At 65.1% G+C, this 25075-nt stretch carries 24 protein-coding genes and 2 pseudogenes; 21 read left to right on the forward strand and 5 right to left on the reverse strand.

What is annotated here, in order from left to right:
* Positions 1-98: 98 nt before the first annotated feature.
* Positions 99-1028 carry a LysR family transcriptional regulator gene (locus FOZ76_RS18775; protein ID WP_143949821.1) on the reverse strand — a complete coding sequence of 310 codons (930 nt, stop codon included), beginning with the start codon at positions 1026-1028 and terminating at the stop codon, positions 99-101.
* A gap of 449 nt (positions 1029-1477) precedes the next feature.
* Here FOZ76_RS18775 and FOZ76_RS18780 point away from each other — a divergent pair, with 449 nt between their 5' ends.
* From FOZ76_RS18780 to FOZ76_RS18795, 4 genes are read left to right on the forward strand one after another with little or no spacing between them, the layout of a single operon-like run.
* Positions 1478-2653: a CaiB/BaiF CoA transferase family protein gene (locus tag FOZ76_RS18780; RefSeq protein ID WP_246129631.1), complete on the forward strand. Its 1176-nt coding sequence runs from the start codon at positions 1478-1480 to the stop codon at positions 2651-2653.
* A gap of 35 nt (positions 2654-2688) precedes the next feature.
* Complete coding sequence (locus tag FOZ76_RS18785; protein ID WP_143949823.1) at positions 2689-3381, forward strand: cysteine hydrolase family protein; 693 nt, start codon at positions 2689-2691, stop codon at positions 3379-3381.
* Positions 3378-4244, forward strand: coding sequence for an HpcH/HpaI aldolase/citrate lyase family protein (locus FOZ76_RS18790; RefSeq protein WP_143949824.1), 867 nt, complete (start codon positions 3378-3380; stop codon positions 4242-4244). Before FOZ76_RS18785 ends, FOZ76_RS18790 begins: the two co-directional genes overlap by 4 nt.
* A gap of 46 nt (positions 4245-4290) precedes the next feature.
* A complete protein-coding gene (locus FOZ76_RS18795; RefSeq protein ID WP_143949825.1) occupies positions 4291-5214 on the forward strand; it encodes an allantoinase PuuE in 924 nt (307 codons plus the stop codon).
* An 81-nt stretch (positions 5215-5295) separates the two neighbouring features.
* On the opposite strand, the gene FOZ76_RS18800 is transcribed toward FOZ76_RS18795, so the two are convergent.
* The gene (locus FOZ76_RS18800; RefSeq protein ID WP_143949826.1) at positions 5296-6180 is read right to left on the reverse strand and encodes a LysR family transcriptional regulator; all 885 of its coding nucleotides are present in this window, start codon (positions 6178-6180) and stop codon (positions 5296-5298) included.
* Positions 6181-6401: 221 nt separating this feature from the next.
* Here FOZ76_RS18800 and FOZ76_RS18805 point away from each other — a divergent pair, with 221 nt between their 5' ends.
* The 3 genes from FOZ76_RS18805 to FOZ76_RS18815 all read left to right on the forward strand — a co-directional run bounded on the left by FOZ76_RS18805 (position 6402) and on the right by FOZ76_RS18815 (position 9163).
* Positions 6402-7307, forward strand: a complete 906-nt coding sequence (locus tag FOZ76_RS18805) for a TauD/TfdA dioxygenase family protein (RefSeq protein ID WP_143949827.1) — start codon at positions 6402-6404, stop codon at positions 7305-7307.
* 78 nt (positions 7308-7385) lie between these two features.
* Positions 7386-8438 carry a ketopantoate reductase family protein gene (locus FOZ76_RS18810; protein ID WP_211366321.1) on the forward strand — a complete coding sequence of 351 codons (1053 nt, stop codon included), beginning with the start codon at positions 7386-7388 and terminating at the stop codon, positions 8436-8438.
* On the forward strand, positions 8405-9163 hold the full coding sequence (locus FOZ76_RS18815) for an SDR family NAD(P)-dependent oxidoreductase (RefSeq protein WP_143949828.1): 759 nt from the start codon (positions 8405-8407) through the stop codon (positions 9161-9163). The genes FOZ76_RS18810 and FOZ76_RS18815 overlap by 34 nt, the downstream gene beginning before the upstream one ends.
* A 216-nt stretch (positions 9164-9379) precedes the next feature.
* Here the strand turns inward: FOZ76_RS18815 and FOZ76_RS28395 are convergent.
* Positions 9380-9898: pseudogene (locus FOZ76_RS28395) on the reverse strand (aldolase/citrate lyase family protein); the annotation flags it as partial.
* A gap of 205 nt (positions 9899-10103) precedes the next feature.
* Between FOZ76_RS28395 and FOZ76_RS18825 the strand changes: the two are divergent.
* The 9 genes from FOZ76_RS18825 (at position 10104) to FOZ76_RS18865 (ending at position 19238) form a co-directional block, all read left to right on the forward strand.
* Positions 10104-11024, forward strand: a complete 921-nt coding sequence (locus FOZ76_RS18825) for a LysR substrate-binding domain-containing protein (RefSeq protein WP_143949829.1) — start codon at positions 10104-10106, stop codon at positions 11022-11024.
* Between the two features lie 271 nt (positions 11025-11295).
* Positions 11296-12330 carry an ABC transporter substrate-binding protein gene (locus tag FOZ76_RS18830; protein ID WP_246129634.1) on the forward strand — a complete coding sequence of 345 codons (1035 nt, stop codon included), beginning with the start codon at positions 11296-11298 and terminating at the stop codon, positions 12328-12330.
* Between the two features lie 125 nt (positions 12331-12455).
* Positions 12456-13322: an ABC transporter permease gene (locus FOZ76_RS18835; RefSeq protein ID WP_143949831.1), complete on the forward strand. Its 867-nt coding sequence runs from the start codon at positions 12456-12458 to the stop codon at positions 13320-13322.
* Positions 13319-14092: an ABC transporter permease gene (locus FOZ76_RS18840; RefSeq protein WP_143949832.1), complete on the forward strand. Its 774-nt coding sequence runs from the start codon at positions 13319-13321 to the stop codon at positions 14090-14092. Before FOZ76_RS18835 ends, FOZ76_RS18840 begins: the two co-directional genes overlap by 4 nt.
* On the forward strand, positions 14089-15204 hold the full coding sequence (locus FOZ76_RS18845) for an ABC transporter ATP-binding protein (protein WP_143949833.1): 1116 nt from the start codon (positions 14089-14091) through the stop codon (positions 15202-15204). The genes FOZ76_RS18840 and FOZ76_RS18845 overlap by 4 nt, the downstream gene beginning before the upstream one ends.
* A 62-nt stretch (positions 15205-15266) precedes the next feature.
* Positions 15267-16316, forward strand: coding sequence for a dipeptidase (locus FOZ76_RS18850; RefSeq protein ID WP_143949834.1), 1050 nt, complete (start codon positions 15267-15269; stop codon positions 16314-16316).
* A gap of 30 nt (positions 16317-16346) precedes the next feature.
* Complete coding sequence (locus tag FOZ76_RS18855; RefSeq protein WP_143949835.1) at positions 16347-17516, forward strand: NAD(P)/FAD-dependent oxidoreductase; 1170 nt, start codon at positions 16347-16349, stop codon at positions 17514-17516.
* Complete coding sequence (locus FOZ76_RS18860; protein ID WP_143949836.1) at positions 17500-17808, forward strand: (2Fe-2S)-binding protein; 309 nt, start codon at positions 17500-17502, stop codon at positions 17806-17808. The genes FOZ76_RS18855 and FOZ76_RS18860 overlap by 17 nt, the downstream gene beginning before the upstream one ends.
* Positions 17805-19238, forward strand: a complete 1434-nt coding sequence (locus tag FOZ76_RS18865; RefSeq protein ID WP_143949837.1) for an FAD/NAD(P)-dependent oxidoreductase — start codon at positions 17805-17807, stop codon at positions 19236-19238. Before FOZ76_RS18860 ends, FOZ76_RS18865 begins: the two co-directional genes overlap by 4 nt.
* A 386-nt stretch (positions 19239-19624) precedes the next feature.
* On the opposite strand, the gene FOZ76_RS18870 is transcribed toward FOZ76_RS18865, so the two are convergent.
* Positions 19625-20530, reverse strand: a complete 906-nt coding sequence (locus FOZ76_RS18870) for a DUF2242 domain-containing protein (protein WP_170235537.1) — start codon at positions 20528-20530, stop codon at positions 19625-19627.
* A gap of 65 nt (positions 20531-20595) precedes the next feature.
* On the opposite strand from FOZ76_RS18870, the gene FOZ76_RS18875 reads away from it, so the two are divergent.
* The gene (locus tag FOZ76_RS18875) at positions 20596-21672 is read left to right on the forward strand and encodes a DUF72 domain-containing protein (RefSeq protein WP_143949887.1); all 1077 of its coding nucleotides are present in this window, start codon (positions 20596-20598) and stop codon (positions 21670-21672) included.
* Between the two features lie 2 nt (positions 21673-21674).
* A pseudogene (locus tag FOZ76_RS28005) lies at positions 21675-21797 on the forward strand (VapC toxin family PIN domain ribonuclease); the annotation flags it as partial.
* Positions 21798-22077: 280 nt separating this feature from the next.
* Here FOZ76_RS28005 and FOZ76_RS18885 read toward each other — a convergent pair.
* Positions 22078-23100 (reverse strand): LysR family transcriptional regulator, encoded by a 1023-nt coding sequence (locus FOZ76_RS18885; protein ID WP_143949839.1) that lies wholly within the window; start codon positions 23098-23100, stop codon positions 22078-22080.
* A gap of 293 nt (positions 23101-23393) precedes the next feature.
* Here FOZ76_RS18885 and FOZ76_RS18890 point away from each other — a divergent pair, with 293 nt between their 5' ends.
* The 3 genes from FOZ76_RS18890 to FOZ76_RS18900 all read left to right on the forward strand — a co-directional run bounded on the left by FOZ76_RS18890 (position 23394) and on the right by FOZ76_RS18900 (position 25062).
* Complete coding sequence (locus FOZ76_RS18890) at positions 23394-24260, forward strand: intradiol ring-cleavage dioxygenase (protein WP_143949840.1); 867 nt, start codon at positions 23394-23396, stop codon at positions 24258-24260.
* 123 nt (positions 24261-24383) lie between these two features.
* Positions 24384-24686 (forward strand): YciI family protein, encoded by a 303-nt coding sequence (locus tag FOZ76_RS18895; protein WP_143949841.1) that lies wholly within the window; start codon positions 24384-24386, stop codon positions 24684-24686.
* Positions 24687-24690: 4 nt separating this feature from the next.
* Complete coding sequence (locus FOZ76_RS18900) at positions 24691-25062, forward strand: Dabb family protein (protein WP_143949842.1); 372 nt, start codon at positions 24691-24693, stop codon at positions 25060-25062.
* Positions 25063-25075 lie beyond the last annotated feature (13 nt).

Here is a 25075-nt window from a genome sequence, read left to right on the forward strand (position 1 = left end):
CATCCCACTTTGTCGCTTCAAATTTCGTCGGAAGGGAACAACGCTGCGTTATGGCGTGCTTCGTTCGGCCGAACCCGCGCTTCCCGCTCCCGGATCGTTCATGCCGCGGCCGCGATCCGACAGGGCGCAAGCGCGTCGCTCCCGACCTTGCGCACGCGTTCGCGCAGCACCTCGATGAATGCGCGCGCCGTCTGCGACACCGGCTCGAGCCCGTAGTAGACGAGGTTGATCTGCGCCACGGGTGAGTCGGCCAGCGGCCGCATCGCCAGCCCGTCGGTGACGCTCTTTACCGAAAACTCGTCGACCAGCGCAACGCCCGCTCCAAGCTGCACGAGAGCACTTGCGCTGTATGGCGAACCGACCTCAGTGAATGGATCCAGCGCCAGTCCCTGGGCTTCGTAGAACTGCTCGGTCAGCGCACCAAAGGGCGTGCTGCGGTCATAGGTGATCAACGCATGAGGTTGAAGGTCCTGCAGCCGCACGTCTTCCAGCGCCTCGAGCGGATGCCCGCGCGGAAACAGCGCAACGAGCCGGTTCGTGCCGAGCCGCTCGACCGTGAGATTGGGATGCTCCATCGGAGAGGTGATCAGGCCAAGGTCGGCCTGATGATCGAGCAGCCGCTCCAGCAGATGGGCATAGCTCAAGATCATGAAATTGATCTTTACGCCCGGGTGCGATTGGCGGAAGGCCGCGATCGCGTTCGGGATGAACATTTGCCCCCCATTCGTACTGCTGACAATGTTGAGCGAACCCTGCCGGTTGTCGGCGAGCTCCTGCGCAATCGCATTCACGCGCTGGATACCGTTGTAGACGCTCTGCACTTCGCGAAAGAGTTTTTTCGCCTCCGGCGTTGCATGGAGCCGGCCCTTGATGCGCTCGAACAACGCGAAACCGATGCGGTACTCGGTCTGCGAAAGCAGCCGGCTCACGGCGGGCTGAGAGATATACAACAGTTGTGCCGCGCCACTGATCGAGCCGGTGACCATGACGGCATGGAAGATTTCGATCTGTCGCAGATTCAGGGACATGTCTTCGCCAACCGAGGGATGGAACGGCAGCCGGGCCGAGCGGGTAGGTCCCGCTCGATATGAAAGCTGCAAGTGTGTCGATTTTCAGGGTTCTTTCACGGTTGGATCATGAGTAATTTTTACTCTCAACTAAAAAATCATTGTTTTACTCATGAGTCCGGCGACCCATAATTCGGAGGATGACGGCATCCGTTCCTGTGGGCAGGCGAGTCCGGCACAAAGGGGGGCACATAGAGGCCGATACGCAGCCGGGGCGCGCACGGATTCCGCGGCAGCAGGCGCAAGCACGCGGCCTGCGCTGCAATCGCGAACCGCATGGACAACGCTCCGTATTTTCTTGACAACATCGATAAGGAGGCAACTGTGAAGTCCGGACGTACTCTCTGGGTTTCGTGCGCGCGGCCCCACCGGCCCTTTAGCCTATCCATGCAACTCCCCGGAACAGCAAAGTGACGAGCCCAGGTCCCCTTTCAGGCATCCGCGTCCTCGATCTCAGCAGCTACATCGCTGCGCCTTACGGCTGCACCCTGCTCGCCGATCAGGGCGCGGAAGTGATCAAGATCGAACCGCCGCAAGGCGACAATCTGCGCAAATATCCCTCGACTCTGCAGGCCGAGGGGCGCGCCTTTCTCGGTATCAATCGCGGCAAAATCGGGATGGTGCTCAATCTCAAGCAGCCGCAGGGGCTCGAAGTCCTGCTGCGGCTGGTGCGCGCTGCGGACGTGCTGGTCCATAACTTCCGGCCGGGCGTTCCTGAACGGCTGGGCATCGACCATGAAGCGCTGAAGCAACACAATCCGCGCCTGATCTACTGCACTGTCTCCGGCTACGGAGAAACGGGCCCGCTCAAGGACAAGGCCGGCTATGACCAGGTGCTGCAGGCAATGACCGGCGTCTGCGCGATGCAAGGTACCGCGCAGGATCCCAAGATCGTCTACGGCTCGGTGGTCGACTACTACGCCGCCGCGCTGCTGGCCGGCACGGTGAGTTCGGCATTGTTCCAGCGCGAGCGTACCGGGCGGGGGCAATACGTTGGCATCTCCCTGCTGCGCAGTGCGCTGGCCATGCAGTCGGCGCGCTTCGTATGGGCCGACAATGAGCCGCGCCAGATGTATCGCGACATGCGATCCGGCGGCATCACGGGCTTGTATCCGACGCGTCAGGGCATTCTGTACATTTCGGCCAACACGCCGCATTTCTGGGCCGCACTATGCGAGCTGGTGGGGCTGCCCCGCCTCAAGACCGATCCGCGCTACGAGACCGTGCGCCTGCGCGCCGAGCATGCGGACGAGCTGGTGCCGCAACTGCGCGAGGCGCTGGCAGCGCGCTCCGCGCTCGAATGGGAAACGCTTTTCGGCGACCGCGTCCCGTGCGCACGGGTGCTCGAGATCGAGGATATGTTCGACCACTCGCAGGTGCTGACCGAAAGCATGGTCCACACCTTCGAACATCCGACCGCTGGACACTACCGCGGGCTTTCGAGCGCCTTCAAGTTCGGCGATGCCGCGCCGTCTTTGCCTCGGCCGGCGCCTACGTTTGGGCAGCATTCGGACGAGGTGCTCGCCGCAGCCGGCTACGGCGCCGACGAAATCGCCACCTTGCGCGCGGCCGGCGCCGTATGCTGATGGCGACGGCATCGAAAGAACCAGGAGCACAGCAGATGACGACACCTTGGGACGTCTTCCTCACCGACCAGGACCGCGCCGTCGTTGCACGCGGGCGCTTCAGCCGCCGCATGGGCTTTGGCCAGCGTACGGCGGTGCTGGTGATCGACGCACAGAAATACATGGTAGGCGAATCGGGCAACGATGCGGCATGGCCTTCGAGCTGCGGCGACATCGGCCGGCACGCGGTGGGCGAGATCGCGCGCGTGGTCGGCGCTGCGCAGACCGCCGGCGTACCCTGCTTTTTCACGCGTTTCGAGATCGATCCGAGCGGCAACGACATGGGCGTCTACCGGCGCAAGCGCGACCTGCTGGAGAACGAGCACTGGTGCCTAGCCGGCTCCATCGGCGCCGAGCTGGTACCGCAGCTCCAGCCTGCCGTGCGCGACGTGGTTTTCGTCAAGAAGAAACCGAGTGGTTTCCACGGCACGCCGCTGCTGGGCTACCTGGTCGAGCGGCAGATCGACACCGTGGTGATCGTGGGCGGCGCCACCAGCAATTGCATCCGCGCGACCGTCTTCGACGCGGCCTCGTACAACTTCCGGGCGATCGTCGTCCAGGAGGCGGTGTTCGACCGCATCCCGATCTCGCATGCGATCTCGCTGTTCGACATGGACCGGCAGTTCGCGGACGTGGTGGGCGTCGAGCAGGTGCTCGAACACTTCCGGACGCTGCCGCAGACATCATGAGAAGCAAGCTGTTCGTTCCGGCGTCCCGCCCCGAGCTTTTCGCCAAGGCGTGGGCCGGCGAGGCCGACGCGATCTCTTTCGACCTCGAGGACGCGGTTGCCGAGAACCGCAAGCCGCAGGCTCGCGCCGAACTGCTGCAATGGCTGCGGGCCGGTCCGCCCCCCGATAGCGGCAAGACGCTGATCGTGCGTGTGAACGCGATCGACACGCCGCACTTCGCGGCCGACCTGGACGCGATCGTCTGCCCCGCCCTGCACATGATCAACCTGCCGATGGTCGATGCGCCCGACACGGTGCGGCAGGCCGCGGCAGCGCTCGAATCGCTGGAGCGCGCGCGCGGCATACCGCGCGCGATCGGCATCCTGGCCAATATCGAGTCGCCGCGCGGACTGCGGCTGGCCGCGAAGATCGCGACGGCGCATCCGCGCGTGACGGGGCTGCAGATCGGCTACGGGGATTTGTTCGCCCCTCTGGGGATCCGGTCCGGCGAACCGTCGGCCATCCAGGCCGTGCGCATGGCGGTGCGGATGGCGGCCGGCGAAGCGGGCATCGATGCCTACGACGGCGCCTATGTCGACTTCAGCGACCGCGAAGGCTTCCGGCGCGATTCGCAGGCGGCCCAGAAGCTCGGTTTCGCGGGCCGCAGTTGTATCCATCCCTCGCAGATCGCGACCGCCAACGACATCTTCCGGCCCGGCGACGTGGAGGTCGCGCACGCGTTGCGCGTGGTGACGGCCGCAACGGAACACCTGGCGCGCGGCGTCGGGGCCTTTACGGTCGACGGCCGATTGGTGGACGGCCCGTTCATCACGCAGGCGCAGCGTCTGGTCGGGTTGGCACGCCGCCTCGGCATGATCCAATGATAGGCGGTACAACACCGTTGAACCTTGAACCTCCACAGGTGACCTGATGCCCCCGCTCTGGACCCCGACTCGCGATTTCATCGGCTATGGCGCACGGCCGCCGAATCCAGGTTGGCCGGGCGACGCGCGGGTGGCGGTGCAGATCGCCATCAACTACGAGGAAGGTTCCGAATACAACCGTGTCGACGGCGACGGACGGACCGAACTCGGCCTGGCCGAGGCGCCGGGCGGACGCGTACCGGCCGGCCAGCGCGACATGGCCTTCGAAAGCATGTACGAATATGGTAGCCGTATCGGCTTCTGGCGCTTGCTGCGCATCCTGCGCGAGCGCGACGTGCCGGCGACCGTATTCGGCTGCGCGGTGGCGCTGGAACGCAATCCGCAGGCGGCCGAAGCCATCGTCGAGGCCGGCTGGGACGTATGCTGCCACGGTTACCGGTGGGAGGAGTCTTTCCGTCTTTCGGCCGAACAGGAACGCGAACGCATCGGGCTGGCGATCGAATCGCTGGTCCGCACCACCGGCACACGGCCGCTGGGCTGGTATTGCCGCTACGGGGCCAGCGAGAATACGCGCCGCCTCCTGGCGCAGGAGGGCGGCTTTCTCTACGATTCCGATGCGTACAACGACGAGCTGCCGTACTGGGTCGAGGTCGAGGGCAAGCCGCACCTGGTCGTGCCTTACACCATGGATGCGAACGACGGCAAGTTCGCCGCGCCTGGCGGGTTTTCCACGCCTTTCGATTTCGAGAACTATCTGAGCGCCACTTTCGACCGCCTATATGTCGAGGGCGAACGCACGCCCACGCTGATGTCCATCGGTCTGCATCCGCGCATCGGAGGCCGGCCGGCGCGTGCCCATGCGCTTGCCGCCTTTCTCGACCACGTACGCAGGCACGACAAGGTATGGCTGTGCCGGCGCGTGGACGTTGCACGGCATTGGCACGCCCGTCACCCTCCCGTGCGCAGGTGATGGATGCAGGATATGGCCCGGGTGATGCGCAGCGGGAGCACGTCGAGGGCTTGCTTCCAGGTCAGGCGGGGCAGCCCGGAACTAGCGGCCCGGCGCGAGCGCAGCGTAGGCGCGCCGAAGCGTGTCTTCGAGGGCCAGCAGGCGCCGATCCTCGGCCTGCGGGCGGCGTGACAGAAGCGCGATCTGGCGCCATGGCGCCTGCGGTCCGAGTTCGATGACCTGCACCGGATAGGATCGGATCAGGGCTTGCCTGGGGCGCGGCACCACGGAAACACCCAGCCCCTCGGCCACCATGGCGACGACTGCATCGGTTGAAACGATCTCCATGCCTGCGCGTGCGCTCGGGCAGACCTGCCGCACGTAAGTAGCGGCGATACGGCCTCCGGTGAGCGAAGTGGAATACCGAATCCAGGGCAGTTGCTGCAGCATCGCCGCTGGTTTGGCGCGAGGCAGGTTTGCGGGCGCCAACAGAACGAAATCCTCGCGCACCAGATTGACCCAGTGCAGCCGCCTCGAACCGCCTGCCTGCGGTCGCACCGCGAGCGCCGCGTCTATGCGCCCCGACTTCACCGCGTTGATCAGCGCGGCCGATACGTCCTGGCTCAACCGGATCGTGAGTCCCGGGTGCTCGGCCTGCAGGATACGCAGCGTTGTCGGCAGCGCGCTCTTCTCGATATTGGCAATCACGCCCAGGCGCAGCAGCCCAGTGGCGGAGAGTGGCCGCGGACTGCGCAGCCCTTCGAGCAGCGCGATCGCCTGGGCCAGCACCGGCGCGGCCTCGAGCGCGAACGGCGTGGGCATTGCCATGCGCGAGGAGCGATCGAAGAGCACGCGGCCGAAGAACTCTTCGAGCTGCTTCATCTGCAGGCTGACGGCACTCGGCGTGAGGTTCAGCGCCTGGGACGCCGCCGCGAACGTGCCCGAGGACAGCACGGCCTGGAAGCTGCGCAGCGTTTCGATTTTCATGACTCAACCATAAAAAACAATGCCTGTGCGAAGAGCCCACGACCGGACCTATCGGAACTCCGAGCCGCGCCGACCAGGTTCGGCCGCGCGCGGCACGCCATAACACAGCGTTGGTCCTTCCCGACGAAATGTGAGGCGACAAAGCGCGGTGCGACGCCTACGATGCATGTCAATGCAGGCCAGATACTGCAGTAGAGCAATCTACGTCGAAGGTAAGTATCATGGATTTCCAAGTCAAGCCATTGGCGAGTGCCCTCGGGGCCGAAGTGGTCGGACTCGACATGTCGCAGCCGGTCGACGAGGACACGCAGGCGCGGCTGCGCCAGGCCTGGCTGCAGCATTTGGTGTTGCTGTTCCGCGAGCAGCATCTCGGGCCCGAGGATCTGATTGCGTTCAGCAAGCGCTTCGCGACGCCGCACACGCACGAAAACTACGAAGCCGAACTGCGCCATCCGGAGCATCCCGAGATCCTGCTCGTGAAGTCGCGCCGGGTCGCCGGGCGCGAGACGCGCTTCGGCGAGCAGTGGCACAGCGACATGTCCTTCACCACGCGTCCGGCGCTGGCTTCGGTGCTCTATGCGCGAAAGATGCCGCCGGTCGGCGGCGACACCTGCTGGGCCAACATGTATTTGGCCTACGAAACGCTCTCCAGGCCGATGCAGCGCTTCCTCGACGGGCTGGAGGTCGTGCATGACATCAACTTCGGTAAGACGCACCGGGACCGCCCCTTCGATCTGCTGGCCGAGAGCCGCGCGCGCAATCCCGCGGTGAAGCAGCCCGCGGTGCGCGTCAATCCCGAGACCGGCCGCAAGGCCCTGTTCGTGAGCGAGTGGGCCTGCCCGCAATTCGTCGGCATGACTCGGGAGGAAAGCCAGCCCATCCTCGAGATGCTGTTCCTCCATTCGACGCAGCCGCAGTTCCAGTTCCGCCAGCACTGGCGGCCCGACGATCTGCTGATCTGGGACAACCGCTGCACCATCCACCTCGCGTTGGGCGACTACACGGATTTGGGTGAGCGCGAGCTGATGCGCACTTCACTCGTGGGCGAGCCGAGCGGCGCGTATGTGGTGAAGGACGAGTACCCAGGCGCTTTCCACAATACCAACGACTTCCACAGGCAAAAATGAGACCGCTCTCGACTATGCCTGCTGTCATGGCCTCGGCCCGGTGCCGGGCCTGCGCTTCCTGGACGAAAGAGGCCTGACGTGGAGCCGGTTCTGGTCTGGGGCGCAGGCGCAATCGGCGGCACGATGGCCGCGTGGTGGGCGCGCGCGGGAATTCCCGTTCTGATGGTCGACATCGAGGCGCGACATGTGGCGGCGTGCCGCTCGACAGGCTTGCAGATCGAGGGACCGGTGGACGCGTTCACGCAGGTGATTCCCTCGGTCACGCCCGAGGAGTTCGCCGCGATGTCGCCGCGCACCTATTCGCAGGTGGTGCTCGCGGTGAAGGCGCTGGCGACCGACGCCGCCGTCGAGGCGATCGAGCCCCACCTCGCGGCCGACGGCGTGGTCCTGTCCGCACAGAACGGACTCAACGAAGTTGCGATCGCCAGGCGCATCGGCGAAGCACGCACGCTCGGATGCTTCGTCAACTTCGCGGCCGATTGGCTTGCGCCTGGGCGCATTCTATTTGGAAGCCGCGGCACGCTCGTGCTCGGCGAGCTCGATGGCGCCGTGCACGGCCGCACCCGGCGCATGCACGAGCTGCTGAAGGTGTTCGAGCCGAACGCGGAGCTTTCCACCAACATCTGGGGCAACCTCTGGGGAAAGCTCGGCTACCTGTCGATGGTCTATGCGACCGCGCTCAACAACGACTCGATGCTCGCCAATTTCGAGAATCCGGACCGTCGCGCGACCTTCGTGGCGCTGGGCCGGGAGGCGGTGGCTGTGGCACGGGCGCACGGTGTCACGCCGGTCGGCTTCGCGGGCTTCGAGCCCTCGGCATTCATGCCCGGCGCCTCCGATGCCGACGCCCGCGAATCGATGGCCGCGCTTTGCGACTACCGGCACAAGAGCGCCAAGACGCATTCGGGCATCTGGCGCGACCTCTCGGTGCGCAAGCGCCGCACCGAAGTGGATTCGCAGATCGGGCTCATGGCCCGCATGGGATCCGAGGCCGGCGTAGCCACGCCGATGCTGCACGCGCTGACGCAACTGATCCACGACATCGAAGAAGATCGCCGCACCCAATCGTCGGAAACTTTTCAGGCCCTGGCATCCACATGTCCACCACCTACGACTTCCACGGCCGCATAGCGCTGGTCACCGGCGCGGCCCAGGGCATAGGGCGCGCCATCGCGCTCGGTCTCATGAAGGGCGGTGCTCGCGTGCACGTCGCCGACATCAACTTCGAAGGCTTGGACGCGGCCGCAGAGGTAGGCGCGCTTGCGCACCACCTCGACATCGGCGACCGGGAAGCCTGCCATGAGACGGTGCGCGGAATAATCCAGGCGGAGGACCGCCTCGACATCCTCGTCAACGCGGCGGGAGGATCGCTCGGCAAGGGCCGCGGCCCGATCGAGAACGTCACCGAGGCCGACTGGCATGCGATCTTCGACGCCAACGCGAACGGCGCTTTCTGGCTGTGCCAGGCGGTCGCACCGCGTATGAAGGAGGCCGCATACGGGCGCATCGTCAACATCGCGTCGGGCGCCGGCCTGCGCCCGGCACTGAACGGCAACCAGGCCTACTGCGCGGCCAAGCATGCGATCGTAGGCATGACCAAGCAGATGTCGTTCGAGCTGGGGCCTTTCGGTATCACGGTCAACGCGGTCGCGCCGGGCATCGTATTGTCCGGCCCCTGGGCGCGTTACCAGTGGGACAGCTACGGTGCCGAAGGCCAGAAGCGCGTACTCGAATCCCTGCACACCCGGCAACTCGGCGAGGCCGAGGACATTGCCCACGCGACGATGTTCTTCGCTGCCGAAGACAGCCGCTGGATCACCGGCCAGATCTTGTCCGCCGACGGGGGGCGTTCCTGATGATGGATTTCTCCCGGTACGGTAGACAGTGGGGGACGTCCAGTGGACACCGGCCGGCTGGCCAGCACTATCGTCAAGATCGGATGGCCTAGCGCTTACTTTTCCAACGCCTTTTTTGTAATCCTTGACTGAACGTTCTGCCTCCGAACGCATGGCACCGATATCGGTAGATGCTGTGATGAAGTTGAATCCGAAATCGATGCTCTTCCTGATGGATTCGGCGCCCGATGCCAGCAGGCCGACAATCAAGCCGCGATGCTTCGCCTGGCTCACGATGGCCGATACGGCGGCATCCAGAATCTCGTCGTCAAACAGCTTTGCCGTCGGTCGGCCAAGGGACATCGCCAAGTCCATGGTGCCCAAGTAGATCCCGGTCAGGCCGTGAACCTCAGCGATTGCTTCAATGTTCGGCGGCGTCCATTCCCCACTCGGCCAGGTTGTGTCCCCATCACCGCCTCCTCCCTCGCTCCCTCGCTCCCTCGGCTTAAACCCGTTTCCATCAGTCCCTGCAACGGCAACGGTGCGTGACGCACCGTTCATTCGCGCGGCCGCCCGGCGTGCAGCATGCCGCCCTCCGCTTTTCGCCAGAAACGGTTCGACAGTTGGCGTGTCTGCATCCGATTCAAGCGTTACGACCCTGTTTTGGCACGCTTTTTGCATTACGAAAGCATGCTTCGCGACGCTGCCTGCGATCGAGTGGGCGGTGTGACCGCCCCGTACGTTCCACCTGAGCATCTCAGAAGGCCGTCCGAGCGACCGAGGTCGTCTTTGACCGGCTCCCGTGGCCTCAGTAAGCTAAGCGCGATTCGACTTCCGAGGCACGGTCGCGCCTACGCGGGCCAGCCTCCGGGCAAGCCAGGCATAGCGCGAATATCCGGTCGTCGGGCCAGCGTCATGGAAAAGATCAGGGGAATGGTTCGTGGGCGCTGAGAAGGGGCCAATGAATGTTCGGGCACTCGAGGCCTTTCGCGCAGTCATGCGCACGGGCTCGATGACCAGCGCTGCGCGCATCATCCATACGACCCAACCCAATGTCAGCCGCCTGGTGTCCACCCTGGAAGCTGAACTGGACCTGAAGCTGTTCGCCCGGGAAGGCAACAAGCTGCACGTCACCGACGAAGGCGCGGCCTTCTTCAAGGAGGTCGAGCAGCACTACGCCGGGCTGCGGGCGCTCAAGGATGCCGCCCGGACCATCAAGCAACTGGGTGGCGGCAGGTTGCACATTGCCGTCGCCCCGGCGCTGAGCCACGGGTTCCTGACCAGCGTCGTTGCCGAGTTCACCAAGCACCACCCGCGCGTCACCTTGTCCATACGCACCTGTAATTCGAACATGGTGGAACAGCTCGTGAACTCGCAGCGTTGCGACCTGGGGCTGGCCACGTTCGTCGGGCACGTCACTGAGCCCGGCCTGGAGTCCGAACGCATCGCCAGCATCCGGGGGAGGTGCATATTGCATCGTGACCACCGGCTGGCCTCGCGCGACGTGATCCACGCGCGCGACCTGGAAGGCGAGCCGTTCATCTCGATCGCTCGTCAGAATGGCAGCCGCGAACATGTGGACAGCCTGTTCGAGAAGGCCAAGGTAACGCGCAAAATCGAGGTCGAGGTCGAGAACGCGTCCACGATCTGCCACCTGGTGGCGCAGGGGCTGGGGGTCAGCGTGCTGAGCGCGGTCATCACCGATGATTTCCTGTGCCACGGGCTGGTCGTCAAGGAGTTCCGTCCGGCCATTCATTTCCCGATCACGCTGCTGCGCTCCAGCCACCGGCCCCGCAGCCTGCTCGTGACGGCGTTCATCGATTGTCTGGTCACGGTGCTGAGGTCCCGCTTCGCCGAATCCCAGCTTGCCATCTGCGATTGACGGGGGCCGCACGCCTGGCGTGCGGCTCGTCGCCTGCATATAAAAAATGCATGGGAACTGCGTTTTTTTTGATTTGACGGCCCCCGGGGCGTGCAACAACATACAACGCAGAGCAGATGGCCCGGCGCCCGCGATCAACAGGCGCCGGAAATAGACGTGGTAGCCGACTTACAGGAAGTTCCCGGCAGTCATCCAGGCCACTTACCTGCATGGCGCGGGCCGCACACTGGACAGGACAAACATCATGGATATGGCGACTCGGCGCACTTTCTTGAAACGATCGGCCGGCATCGGTCTGGTAGCCGTCGGCGGCAGCTACCTGCGCATTGGGCACGCAGCGGAGGATCACATCTACGTCACCAGTTCGGGCGGATCGTTCATGGAGAACGTGCGCAAATACATGGCCGAGCCGTTCGAGAAGCAGTCGGGCGTGAAAGTGACCCTCGTTCCCGGCACCAACCCGGCCCACGCGATGAAGATACTGTCCAGCCGGGGTACGCCTCCCTACGACGTGGCGGCCTTCGGCGGCATGGACATCCTTCGCCTGATCCGGGCCGACAAACTCGCCCAGGTCGATGAGAAAAGCGTTCCGAGCCTGGCCGATGTGCCCGAAAAGTTCAAGGCCGACTGGCAAGGCTGTGGTTCGATGTACGACTACAGCAGCGTCGGCATCGCATACCGGCCGGACAAGATCCAGGGCGGCATCACGTCCTGGAAGGAATTCATCGAGCGAACCGCCGCGGGCGACTTCGGCAAGCAGGTGTTCTTCAACAACCTGAGCTCGAACGTGCGCGGTGCCGAAGTGCTGTCCATGTTCGGAAGGATCTATGGCAGCGGGTTCGACGACATCGAGGCGTCCATCTCGACGCTCGAGAAAATGAAGCCGCATATCTTCAAGTTCTTCACGGCGTTCAACGATCCGGTCGTGCTGCTGACCAGCGGTGAAGGCGCCATCGGCCCCGGCTGGGATGGCCGTACCTTCATTGCCGAGGACTCCACCAACGGCCTGGTCAAGTGGGTGAACCCGGCCGAGGGCGCGGTTTCCAGCGGCCCGGTGATGGCCGTGGTGAAGGGCGGCAAAGAAGATCTGGCCAAGGCCTTCATGAACTATGCCCTGGGCGAAGAGGCGCAGAAGGCCTTCTGCGAAGCCATGCTGTACGGCGCGGTGAACCGCAAGGTGCAGTACAGCGACAAGCTGAAGGATCGCCTGCCCGATATCGATTCCGTCCAACTGGTCGACACCGAACTGTTGGTCAAGAACATGAGTGCCCTGCTGGACGCCTGGAACAAGCGCATCGCCACCTGATATCGGCCCTCCGGGTCGGGTGCCGCGGCTGCGCGCCGGCCAGGGCCGCCGTCCGTTTTCATCGCGAACTACGTATTCGTCTGCCGCGCGCCTGGCGCGCGCGCCGACCGCGGGGTGTTTGATCCATGAAGCAACGCGTGTTGTTCCTGTCGCCGGCACTGCTGTTCATTACCCTGCTGTTGTTCGTGCCGTTCGTGTATCTGTTGTACCTGAGCTTCATGGATCAGGACTACCTGTACGGCGGGCCCGCGCTGCCGAGTTTCGACAACTACGTCGAGGCGTTCAGCAACCCGGTCTACCGGGAAAGCATCGTCAACACCTTTCGCATCGGCATTACCGTGACTGTGGCGACGCTGGTTATCGGCTTTCCGGTTGCCTACATCATTTCCGTGTCGGGCAAGGCGCTGGCCACCGTGCTGACGGTCGTCACCGTGCTGCCGCTGTTCGTCAGCGTGGTGGTTCGCGGCTTCGGCTGGATCATCGTGTTCGGCAGGGAAGGGCCGCTCAATTCGCTGCTGCTATGGTCCGGCCTGATCGACGAGCCCATACAGGTGCTGTACACCGAGGCGGCTGTGGTCATCGCCCTGACGCACCTGCTGCTGCCATTCATGATCCTGCCGGTGCTCGCCAGCCTGCGTGACATAGACAAGCGCATCATCGATGCCGCCATGGTGCTCGGGTCGCGGCGCCGGGATGTGTTCCTGCATGTGATCATTCCGCTCTGTACGCCCGGGTTCGTCGTCGGTTCGCTGCTGGTGTTCCTGCATGTGCTGGCGACGTTCGTGCTGCCCGCGATGCTCGGTTCGATCAACATCAAGATGATCGCGACGATGATCTACCAGCAGGTGATGATCGCGGGCAATGTGCCGGCGGGGGCGGCGCTGGCGGTCGTGCTGTTCACCTTCACCATGCTGGTCTTCGGGCTGATAGGCGCCATCCGGAATCGTCTGAATTTCGATGCCAGTCCTCTGGAAGAAGGGCGGGCACGATGAAGAAGACGCTGAGCGTTCTGTACATCCTCTTCATGTGCAGCCCCCTGCTGATCGTGATCGGCGCGGCGTTCGAGCCGCAGGAAATCCTGAGATTTCCTCCGCATGGCATCTCGCTGACCTGGTTCGAGCGGGTCCTGCAGACTCCGGCGTTCCTGGACGCGGCCGCCAACAGCCTGGTGGTCGGGCTGCTGGCCATGGTGCTGTCGGTGCTGCTGGGCTTGCTGGCGGCGTATGCGCTGGCCCGGGGCAGCAGCCGTTATCGCGAGACCATCCTGGGCCTGCTGCTGTCCCCGCTGGTCATTCCGGAACTGGTGATCGGCCTGGCGCTGCTGCAGATGCTGATATTGATGGATATCGCCACCGACTTGACCACCCTGGTTCTGGCGCACACCGTGATCTGCCTGCCTTATACGGTGCGGCTGCTGTTCAACGGCGTCAACGCCATCAGCGAGAGCCTGGAAAACGCCTCGCTGCTGCTGGGGGCCAGCCGGGGCGGCACGATCGTGCGGGTGACCCTGCCGCTGATGAAGAACTCGATCGTGGCGGCGGCGCTGTTCGCTTTCCTGACGAGCTTCGACAACACCGTTATTTCCCTGTTCCTGGTCGACGCCTCGACCATGACGTTGCCCATCACCATCTACAACTATGTCGAATTCAACCTGGATCCGGCGATCGCCGCGCTGTCGACCATCCTGATCCTGTTGTCCTGCGTGGTGGTATCGGTGGTCAGCAGAGTATCCGGCCTGGACAACGGGGGACTGAAGAAATGACGGCAAGCGAAGACTATTCCATCGAACTCAAGAATCTGACACTGGGTTACGGCGAGCGCGACATCATCTCGGGGCTGAACCTGAACGTTCGCCGCGGCGAGATCCTGTCGCTGCTGGGGCCCAGCGGCTGCGGCAAGACGACTACGCTGCATGCCATCGCGGGACTGATCGCGCCCCGGCAGGGCTCGGTCATCATCGACGGCGTGGACCAGACCGACGTGCCCATCAACCGGCGTAATGTCGGCATGGTGTTCCAGGGGTATGCGCTGTTTCCCCACATGACGGTCTTCAACAACGTTTCGTACGGGCTGCGCATCAAGTCGCTGCCCAAGGATCAGATTCGCGAACGGGTGGCGCGCGCTCTGACGCTGGTCGGGATGGACAAGTTCGCGCACCGCAAGCCCAAGGAGCTTTCAGGCGGCCAGCAGCAGCGGGTGGCCATTGCCCGCACCATGGTGATGGAGCCGCGCGTGCTGCTGCTGGACGAGCCTTTGTCGAACCTGGATGCAAAGCTGCGGCAGGAAATCCGCGGTGACCTGAAGCGGATATTGCGTGACCTGTCCATCACGTCCGTCTTCGTGACGCACGATCAGGAAGAGGCAATGTTCCTGTCCGACCGGATCGTACTGATGAAAGACGGGGAGATCGCCCAGTTCTCGTCGCCCCGCGAGATCTACAACAGCCCCGCCAGTGCGTTCGCAGCGGCGTTTCTGGGGAACACGAATTTCATCTCGGCCAAGTGGCTGCGTCAGACGCCGGACAGCACGGGTTGCGAAGTCAGCGCGGTGGAAACCGGGCAGGTGCTGAAGGGGCGCTCGGCGCTGAGCTTCGCGGCGGAGCAGCCGGTCTATTTGTCCGTCAAGCACGACAGAGTCGACTACACCTTGTCTCGCGAGGAGTTTCTTGCGCTTCGGGGCCAGGCGGGCACATCCACGATGGAATGCCGCGTCGTGGACATTCACTTCCTGGGGCACGTTACCAAGATCGAATGCCAGGCCGGCAACCAGACCATGACGGTGCTGCGTTCGTCGGCCAGCGTGGCGCCGGACCTGGCCGCGGGCGCCACGATCTACCTCTATTGGCCCGAGGACGAGAGCCTGGTGCTGTCGTGATGAGCCTGCAGCGATCACGCCGCCGTGCGTGAAGTCATTTCACCAACCACAGGGCAAGCAAGATGAGCAACGCATTTGGATTGGAACTTACCGAGGCCGAGCAGGAACGAGTGGCCCGCCTCCGCAACGAATCCGTCTACTGGAATCTTTGTGATTCCACTACGCGCGAGTGCGGCGACGTAACCTACATCGAGCAGGTCAAGGCGTCGAACGTCACGGCCATCAATCACACGGTGTGCTACACGGTGGATTTTGCCGAAGGCGTGAAGAACATCGCGCATTGGACCAGGCTGTACGATACCCATCCGGAAGCGGGGTTCATCGCCAAGTCGTACGCCGACATCGCCCGCGCCCGGAAAGAGCGCAGAACCGCTATCTTCATGGGCTTCCAGGACGTTACCGCGCTGGAGGGCGACATCGGCAGGATGGAGGTCTTCTACAACCTGGGCATCCGCTTCGTGCAGCCCACCTACCAGAATCGCAACCTGTTCGGCGATGGCTGCGGCGAACGGTTCCAGTCGGGCCTCAGCAATCTGGGCATCAAGTTCATCAAGAAGCTCGACGAGCTGGGCATCGTCATCGATACCTCCCACGTCGGCATCGGCACCACCATCGACTGCGCCAACATGTCTGGCAACCCCATCATGGCGACGCATACGGCGGCACGGGCCATCGTCGATACGCCGCGCAACAAGACCGACGACGAGATCAAGGCCATCGCCGCCAAGGGCGGTGTGATCGGAATCGCGGGGAAGTCCGGTTTTCTGAAGAAGGACGGACTGGCCACCGGCAGCACCATCAACGACATGATCGACCACGTCGTCTACATCGCCGACCTGGTCGGCATCGAGCACGTGGGCATCGGCACCGACGTGGGCGACCTGCGCAAGTACAGCCACGACAGAATGGCCGAGTTCCACGCCCGCCACCCCGAGGTGGCGATCATCGGCCCGGAGCTGCGCACCGACCTCATGCACCCCAAGGATGTCGGCCCCGGCACGCTGCACTACATCATTGCCTACCTGGTCAAGCGCGACTTCAAGGACGACGAGATTCGCATGGTGCTGGGCGAGAACGCCAACCGCGTGGTCAAGGCCGTCTTCCGGGATTGATGCTACGCACGCTGGAAGGTGGAGACAGCAATGACAACGGAAGCTGCGGATTTGTCGCCGGCACGGGGCGCGGCGCCAAGGTCCTCGTCCTACGATGCCATCGTGGTGGGTGGAGGCCTGGTGGGCTCTGCGCTGGCCTATGGCCTGCGCCGCTGCCTGGGGCGCGTGGCGGTGCTGGACGAGGGCGATATCGCCTACCGGGCCTCGCGCGGCAATTTCGGCCTGGTCTGGGTGCAGAGCAAGGGCATGGGCATGCCGCGCTATGGCGCATGGACCATGACCTCGCAGCGGGTGTGGCCGGATCTGGCGGCGCAGTTGCTCGAGGAATCGGGCATCGACGTACACCTGGAGCAGAACGGCGGGCTGCACGTGCTGCTGTCGGACGAAGAGGTCCAGGCGCGCATCGAGTTCATGACGGCCTTGCTGGCGCAGCCGGGGATGAGCGAGTACGAGTGGAAACTGCTCGATCGCCACGAAGTGGCCGAGCTGGTGCCGGGCATCGGGCCGGAGGTGCGGGGCGCAAGCTGGACGCCGGTCGACGGCGTGGCCAATCCGCTGAAGCTGCTGCGCGCCTTGCACGCCACGTTCGAGCGCAATGGCGTGGATTACCTGCCGCGCTGCCCGGCGCTTGCGGTCAAGCGCCAATCCGACGGCATATTCGTGGTCGATACCCCGCGCGGTCCGCTGCACGCACAGCGGCTGGTGCTGGCGTGCGGGCTTGGCAACAAGGCCATGGGCGAGCAGGTCGGGCTGGACGTTCCGGTGCGGCCACAACGCGGCCAGATCATCGTGCTGGAACGCACGCGCCGGGTGCTGCACACGCCGATCAGCACCCTGCGGCAGATGGACGAGGGTAGCTGGCTGATCGGCGATTCGCAGGAAGAAGCCGGTTATGCGGACTATGAAGTCAGCCTGCCGATACTGGGCACGCTGGCAGACCGCGCGGTACGCACGCTACCGGCCTTGCGCGACGTCAACGTGGTGCGCTCATGGTCCGCGTTGCGTGTGATGTCTCCGGACGGCTATCCCATCTACGCGCAGTCCGACACGTGTCCGGGCGCCTTCGTGGCCACGTGCCACAGCGGCGTCACGCTGGCCGGCGCCCATGCGCTGGTGCTGGCCCCCATGATCGCCGACGGCGCCTTGGCCGACGACATGGCGCCCTTTTCCCCGCGGAGGTTGCATGTTCAAGAGGCTTGAGGCGATGCCCGGACAGCCGGCACGGCCGGTCGTCCATATCGACTTCACCGGCGTGACGGTCCCGTGCCGGGCCGGTGACAGCGTTGCCGTCGCCCTGCTGGCCAGCGGTCATGAGGTATGCCGGACAACGGTGGTCGGCGGGGTGCCGCGCGGGCCATACTGCATGATGGGTGTCTGCTACGACTGCCTGGTCACCATCGATGGACAGGCCAATCGCCAGGCATGCATGACGCCGGTGCGCGACGGAATGCGGGTGGAGCGCCAGCAGCGTGCGCGGGAGATCTCGTCATGACGCGACGCTGCGAGTTGCTGATCGTTGGGGCCGGCCCCGCCGGCATCGCGGCGGCGACGCAGGCCGCCAGCCTGGGCGTGGATACTCTGCTGCTGGACGAACAGGCGACGCCGGGCGGGCAGATCTATCGCGCCATCACGACGACGCCGACCGATCCGGGCATCCTCGGGTCCGACTACTGGCACGGCGCCAGCCTGCTCGAGCCGTTTCGCGCCAGCGGCGCGGCCTACCTGCCCAGCGCCACGGTCTGGGCCGTATCACACGCAGGCCAAGCCGAGCCCGGTGGTGGCTTCGAGGTCGCTTTTTCCACCGGCGGAAAGGCCGACATCCTGCATGCGCGCCACATCCTGCTGGCCACCGGCGCACTGGAACGGCCGTTTCCCATCCCGGGCTGGACACTTCCCGGTGTGGTCACCGCCGGCGCGGCGCAGATCCTGTTGAAAACGGCCGGAGTCGTGCCGGGCGAACGCGCCGTGCTGGCCGGCAGCGGGCCGCTGCTGTACCTGGTGGCGTGGCAGTACCTGAATGCCGGCGTGCAGCTCGAGCGCCTGCTCGAGACGACGCCGCCGGGCCGGCTGGTGCGGGCCCTGCCGCATGCCCTGGATTTCCTGCGCTCGCCGTATCTGGGCAAGGGGCTGAAACTGATGCGGGCCGTGCGGGCCGGCGTGCCCATCGTGCGGGGTGTACAGGCCCTGCAGGCGCGCGGGCGCGACCGGCTGGAATCCGTCGGCTACCGCGCCGGCGGGCGGGCGCATGAGATACCGGCTACGCATCTGATGCTGCACCAGGGCGTTGTTCCCAACGTCAACCTGTCGCGCGCGCTGGGTGTGGACCATGTGTGGAACGAGGCCATGGCTTGCTGGCAGCCGCATGTCGACGAATGGGGGGCCACGTCGATGGCTGGCATCAGCATTGCCGGCGACGGAGCGGGCATCGGGGGGGCCGTGGCCGCCGAGCATCGGGGCCGCCTGGCGGCATTGCAGGCCGCCGTCGCGCTGGGCCGCGTCGATGCCGCCCGGCGTGATCGTGATGCCCGCGCGCCAAGCCGGGCCCTGGCGCGGGCGGTGCGCGGCCGCGCTTTCTTCGACGTGCTGTACCAGCCGTCCGACGCCTATCGCCGACCGACCGACGACACCATCGTGTGCCGCTGCGAAGAAGTCACTGCCCGCCAGGTGCGCGAGACGGTCAAGTTGGGCTGTTCCGGGCCGAACCAGATGAAGGCGTTCCTGCGCTGTGGCATGGGCCCCTGCCAGGGCCGCTTGTGCGGCCTGACTGTCAGCGAACTGATCGCCGAAGAGCGCGGCGTGCCGCAGGACGAAGTCGGCTATTACCGCCTGCGCTTTCCCACCAAGCCGCTGACGCTGGGCGAACTGGCCTTGCTGCCGCAGACCGACGCGTCGCGCCAGGCGGTGGTGCGCTTGAAGAAGTAGCGTGGGCAAGAACGGGCAGGCCAGCGGTCTTGCCCATGTGGCCCCGGCGCTCGCATGGGTTCGGCGTGCGCATCAATGCCAGCGGGCGCACCTGCGCCGCCACCTCAAGCGCGGGTCGGGTTCCCCGCCGGCCATCGGAAAGCGCTCGTCGGCCCGGTAGTGCCAGGCCTGGCCGCTGCCTGTGTCATGGATCGCGAAGCCGACCCGCGCCTTGAGTTGGCTTTCCACCGCCTGGGCGGCTTGTAGGATCGGGTCGCCCTCCGCCCAGGCCGGGCATAGTAGCGCCAGGGCCACCCGGTCGCGCGTCAAGCATCATCGGAGACTCTCATGTCGGTCAGCGACGCAGCCGTTCATGTCCTGACCGCACGTTCCGATCCAGGCAGCAATCAGGGCGGCGTACCTGTGTCGGCGGGGGTTGGCGTTGCGCTGTCGCTGCCCTCGGCCGGCGCGGCCGACGAGTCCGGGGATGACGGCTGCGCGGGTTGCGTGCTCGATCCGCCCGGTTCCTGTTCTGCCGCGGCCGGATCGGCCGCCTGCGGATTCTGCGCCGGCGCCGTGCCCGAGTCGATCGCGGCCTTTGCCGATGCCAGGTTCTGCGTCACTTGTTCAAAGAAGCCTTCGTAGAATGCGCCGCGCGATATCGTTTCGCTGGATGTCTTGACCAGCGAATCGTCGCTGGACCCCACCGGCATGGACACCGTGCCCAGCACACTAAGGCCCACGCTGGCCGAATTGCTGGACTTCTTCATCGTGTACAGCTCGCGCAGCGCGCTGGCATAGACAAGGGCGTTGCCGTCGCCGCTGGCTGCGCAGTCCACGTTGAACACGATCTGCGCATGCTGGTTGTCGTTTTCCTTGTCCTGATAGTTCTTGTGTCCGCTGACCCGGTTGGGCTCGGCCTTGTCGATGATGTATCCCTGGCCTAGAAGCACGCGCCGCCCGGCTTCGCAAGCCGCCTGGCTGGAGCCCGCGAAACTGCGGGAATACGTGCTCTCCTGTGTAAAGGAATCGCGTTCATCTATGGTCGGCGTGGCCGTGCAGGCAGTCAGCAGCGTTATCGAGGCCAACAGGCCGACGCGTGTTGCGAGCAGCGAATACCGGGCGGGCGTGAATCGGATAGGCGCAAAACGCATGGGGCACACCCCTGGCAGAAGTAAGGATCCATTATTTCCGATCGGCGGGCGCGGGTCTGAATCCAAGCGTATACAGGTCGCTATGTTTGTTACCGAGCTGACGACGTATTTTCTGCGCCGGACGCTTCGCGCGTGGCCGATGGGATCGGCCGCGACCATGCGCGCTGCAAGCCAAGTCGGCATTGCGGTACGCTTTGGCTCATCACAATGCCAGCATGACAAGCATGCAAGACGATCTCTTTGGAAACGCTGTTCCCCCGCCTTCACTCCAACCCCAGACAGCTACAGCATCCCATGCGAATTCCGTGTCGGCCTCTGCCAGGAAAGGCAGCAAGCGCGGCGAAGACGCGGCCGAGGTGCGTCCCGCCCCTGCGGTGGAGGCCTGGCGCGAGCTGGCGCAGCGGCTTCCGGCGCAATTGCGGTTCGGCGTGTCTACCTGGTCCTACCCGGGTTGGGACGGCCTGGTATGGGACGGTGCCTACGATCCGAGCGCCCTGTCGAAGAACGGCCTCGAAGCCTACCATCGGCATCCGCTGCTGCGCACGGTCTGCGTGGACCGCACCTTCTGGCGCCCGTTGACGGCAAGCCAGTATGCCGCTTATGCAGCCCAGGTCGATGATGGCTTTCGCTTCGTCGTCAAATGTCCCGCCAACGTCACCGATGCTCAGGTGCGCGGTGCCGAAGGCAAGGCGCGCGAGCCCAATCCGGACTTTCTCGATCCGCGCCTGGCCATCGAGCACTTCGTGCAACCCACGCTCGAAGGCCTGGGGGCCAAGCTCGGCGTTCTCGTCTTCCAGTTGAGTCCCTTGCCCTTGGGTTGGCTCGGCCGTCCCACACTGCTGCTGGACCGGTTGGGCCGCATGCTGGCTGCCGTCCGGCAAGCCCTGCCCGCACACGCCCCCGTCATCGTCGCCGTGGAAGTCCGGGATCCCGAGCTGCTGGGCCAGGCGCTGGCCGACACGCTCAAGGCGCATGGCGCCACCTTCTGCCTGGGCCTGCATGCCAAGATGCCGCCGATCGAGGAGCAATTGCCCATGCTGCGCGCGCTGTGGCCGGGCCCGCTGGTCTGTCGATGGAACCTGAATCGCATCTTCGGCGCGTATGGCTACGCCGATGCGCAGAAGAAGCACGATCCGTTCAACGCCATCCTCAGCGAAGACCTCCACACACGCGCCGTGCTTGCGCGCACCATCCGGGGCATCACGGGCGCAGGCCAGCCGGCCTACGTGACCGTCAGCAACGATGCCGAGGGCTGCGCGCCGCTCTCCATCCAGAAGCTCGCCGAGGCCATCGCGGCGTAGCAGGAGCGTTCCACAAAGACCCTGCCGACCGTCTTATCGTCGCCGCTGCGCGGCACTATGGCGCGCCACTGGTGACGGCTGACTTGAAGATTCGCGGTTATCCGCACGTACAGACTGTCTGGTGACTGCCGTTCATTGTTCTGCATCGCGGTCGTTGCATCGGATATCGCCATATTCCTTGATCCGGCATGAAGCGCGCTCACCTGACGGTGGCTGCGAGGCCCTGGCGTTCTGCCTGCGCTGCCAGCGGGTTGCGCGCCCGGGGCTGCGCGGGCACGGGCGGGGAAACGCTGCCCGACGGCCTGGGCCCCAAGACGGTGATGCTCGAGCGGTCGGTGCTCAAGGAAGCCATGCAGGATGCGCTGCTGGCCTGGGAAATGAATGGCGAACCGATTCCGCGGCCAGCTACGGGGTCCGCGCGAGGTGGACTTTCTGGTCGAGCGCAGGGGCGGCGCAGGCCGGCCGGCCCGTCCGTAGCGCTGCGGCGATCGGGGCATGCCTGGAGGCATGGTCGAAGCTGGTCCACTTCCGGTCGTGGTCCATCCGCTCGAAATGCTCGACCAGGAAGTCGACGAACGTCCGTACCTTGGCGGATATGTGGCGCCGGCTCTGGAACGCGATGTTGATCGTCAGCCGCGGCAGGTCCCAGTCGTCGAGCACCGAGACGAGCCGCCCGGCCACCAGGTCGTCGTAGACGATGTACTTGGGCTGTACGAGGATGCCCATGCCGTCGAGCGCGGCTGCGCGCAGCACTTGGCCGTCGTTGGACTCCAGCGGGCCGTTGACGTGGACGCTGCGCACGTCGTCGCCGCGGCGGAACGTGAATTCGTGGGGTTTGTTGCTGTAGGTGTAGAGCAGGAGCGGCCGGCTCGCCAGTTCCTCGACGCTGCGGGGTGCGCCGAAGGCAGCGAGGTAGCCCGGCGACGCCGCCAGGATGCGGCGCGTGGCCGCGAGGCGGCGCACGGTGATGCTGGAGTCGTTCTCGAATTCGCGTGTGCGGATGGCCACGTCGATGTTGTTGTCGATCAGGTCGTAGTACCGGTTGGCGACCTCGATGTGTATCTTCACGTTGGGGTATCGGTTCGTGTACTCCTGCAGCAAGGGTGCGATGTGATGCACCGAGAACGAGAGCGAGGCGGTCAGGCGCAAGGTGCCGGTCGGGTTGAGCGTCGTCGCGCTGGCCGCGGCTTCGGCGTCCCTCACGTCGGCCAGCGCGCTCTTGCAGCTTTGATAGAAGCTCTGCCCGACCTCGGTCAGGGTCAGGCCGCGCGTGCTGCGCTGGATCAGTCGGGCGCCGATCCGCTTTTCCAGCGAGGCCAGGTGACGGCTCGCCGCCGCGTTCGACACGCCCAGCGCGTCGGCGGCGCGCGACATGCTTCCCAGTTCAGCGGTCTGCACCAGCAGTTCCATCTGCGTCCAGCGATCCATTCTGTCTCCTGTCTCCTGCTCTGCAGCACTGGCTTCGAGCGGCTGTCGGCAGCCTCGTCCTCGTGGTCGGGCGCCGGCCGTGGAACCGCCCCTGCGCACGGTTCCACGGCCGGCGGCATGCAGGCTGCGGTGAACGACGCTTGCGCTTTGGCCCGTGCTCGTGGCGCGTCTGGCTGCGCGCCTCGGGAAAACCCTGGCTTTTCCGGTGTCTGGAAATCGGGTTTCCGTCCGTATGGCTGTCTTAATTTTATCAAACGTATAAAGTAGCTCGATCGGCAGAGATTGAGACAGCGATGCGAAACCTCGACGAAGACAACATCACGCGCGCCGTCATCGGCATGCATGCGCAGGCCGGGAACGTCCGGCTGCGCGAACTCATGACCAGCCTGGTCCAGCATCTGCACGCGTTTGCCCGCGAGACGGCGTTGACCGAGGAAGAGTGGTTCCAGGGCATCCGCTTTCTCACCGAAGTCGGGCACATTACCACCGGTACGCGGCAGGAATTCATCCTGTTGTCGGACACGCTGGGCCTGTCGATGCTGGTGACGGCGCTCAACCACAAGAAACCCGAGGGCTGCACCGAATCCACTGTGTTCGGCCCGTTCCACGTCGAGGACTCGCCGCGCGTCGAGCTGGGCGGCGATGTCGCCAATGGCGCCCAGGGCGAGCCCTGTTTCGTGTGCGGGACTGTCGCGGGCCTGGACGGTCGTCCTGTGCCGCATGCCGAACTGCAAGTGTGGCAGGCCGACGAGGCGGGCTACTACGACGTGCAGTATGGCGAGGATGTTCCGCATCGCGCGCGCGCCACCCTGAACGCCGACGCCGAAGGGAATTTCCACTTCAAGACCATCCGCGCCGAGGCCTACCCGATCCCTCACGACGGGCCGGTTGGCAGGATGCTGGAGGCGCTCGGCCGCCATCCGTGGCGTCCGGCCCACCTGCATTTCATGATCACGGCGCCGGGCTACGAGCGGCTGATCACGCATGTGTTCCGCAACGGCGACCGCTACCTCGATTCGGACGCGGTCTTCGGCGTGCGCTCCTCGCTGATCGCCGACTGGGTCGAGCACCCCCGCGGCGCCGCGCCCGACGGTACGCACAGCGAGGTGCCGTTCTACACGCTCGCGTTCCGCTTCGTGCTGAACCCGGACGGGGCCTGAGCGTGGCGCAGGCCCCGTCCGCAGTGCCGCGGCCCGGGTCCATTCGTAGGCCCGCCGCCGGAATCCGGCTGTCGCCCAATCCGGGACGACGCCCTCGAACCTCGACCTGATCCAGGAGAACCCGTGATATTTGCATTCCACCTGATCGACCGTCCCGATGCCGGCGACCTGCGCCTGTGCGTGCGCCCCGAGCACAAGGCCTACCTCGCGCTCGTGGCCGAGCGCATCGCCTTTGCCGGGCCGCTGACCGCGGACGATGGGCAGACCATGCTCGGCAGTCTGCTGGTCATCGATTTCGAAGACCGCGCCGCGGCCATGCAGTGGATCGCCGAGGAGCCCTTCACCAAGGCAGGCTTGTACCAGACAGTGTCGATATTGCCCTTCACCAACCTGTGGCCGCAGAAGGCCGGCTTTCCTGCGGCCTGAGGCCATGGCGATCAAGCACATCGTCATGTGGAACCTGCGCGGCGAGTCAGCGCGGGAGAAGGCGAGCGCCATCGAGTTGCTGCGCAGCCGGTTCGAGAGCCTGCGCGGCCGGATTCCGGGCCTGTTGCACCTGGAGGTGGGCGTGGATTCGAGCGGCGCGGCCTACGCCTGCGACGTGGTGCTCTACAGCGTCTTCGACAGCGAGGAGTCGCTGGCCTCGTATGCCACGCATCCCGCGCACCTGCAGGTGCGCGACGAACTCGGGAACCTTCGCATCAGCCGCCATCAGGTGGACTACGTCGCGGACGCCGCGCCGCTTCACGCAACAGCATCACAAGGCCCGAACGCACATGTCCGACACCATCGATCTGCCTGAGTGCCCGCGCTCT

The sequence above is a fragment of the Verticiella sediminum genome (assembly GCF_007558815.1).
Classification (GTDB): Bacteria; Pseudomonadota; Gammaproteobacteria; order Burkholderiales; family Burkholderiaceae_B; genus Verticiella; species Verticiella sediminum.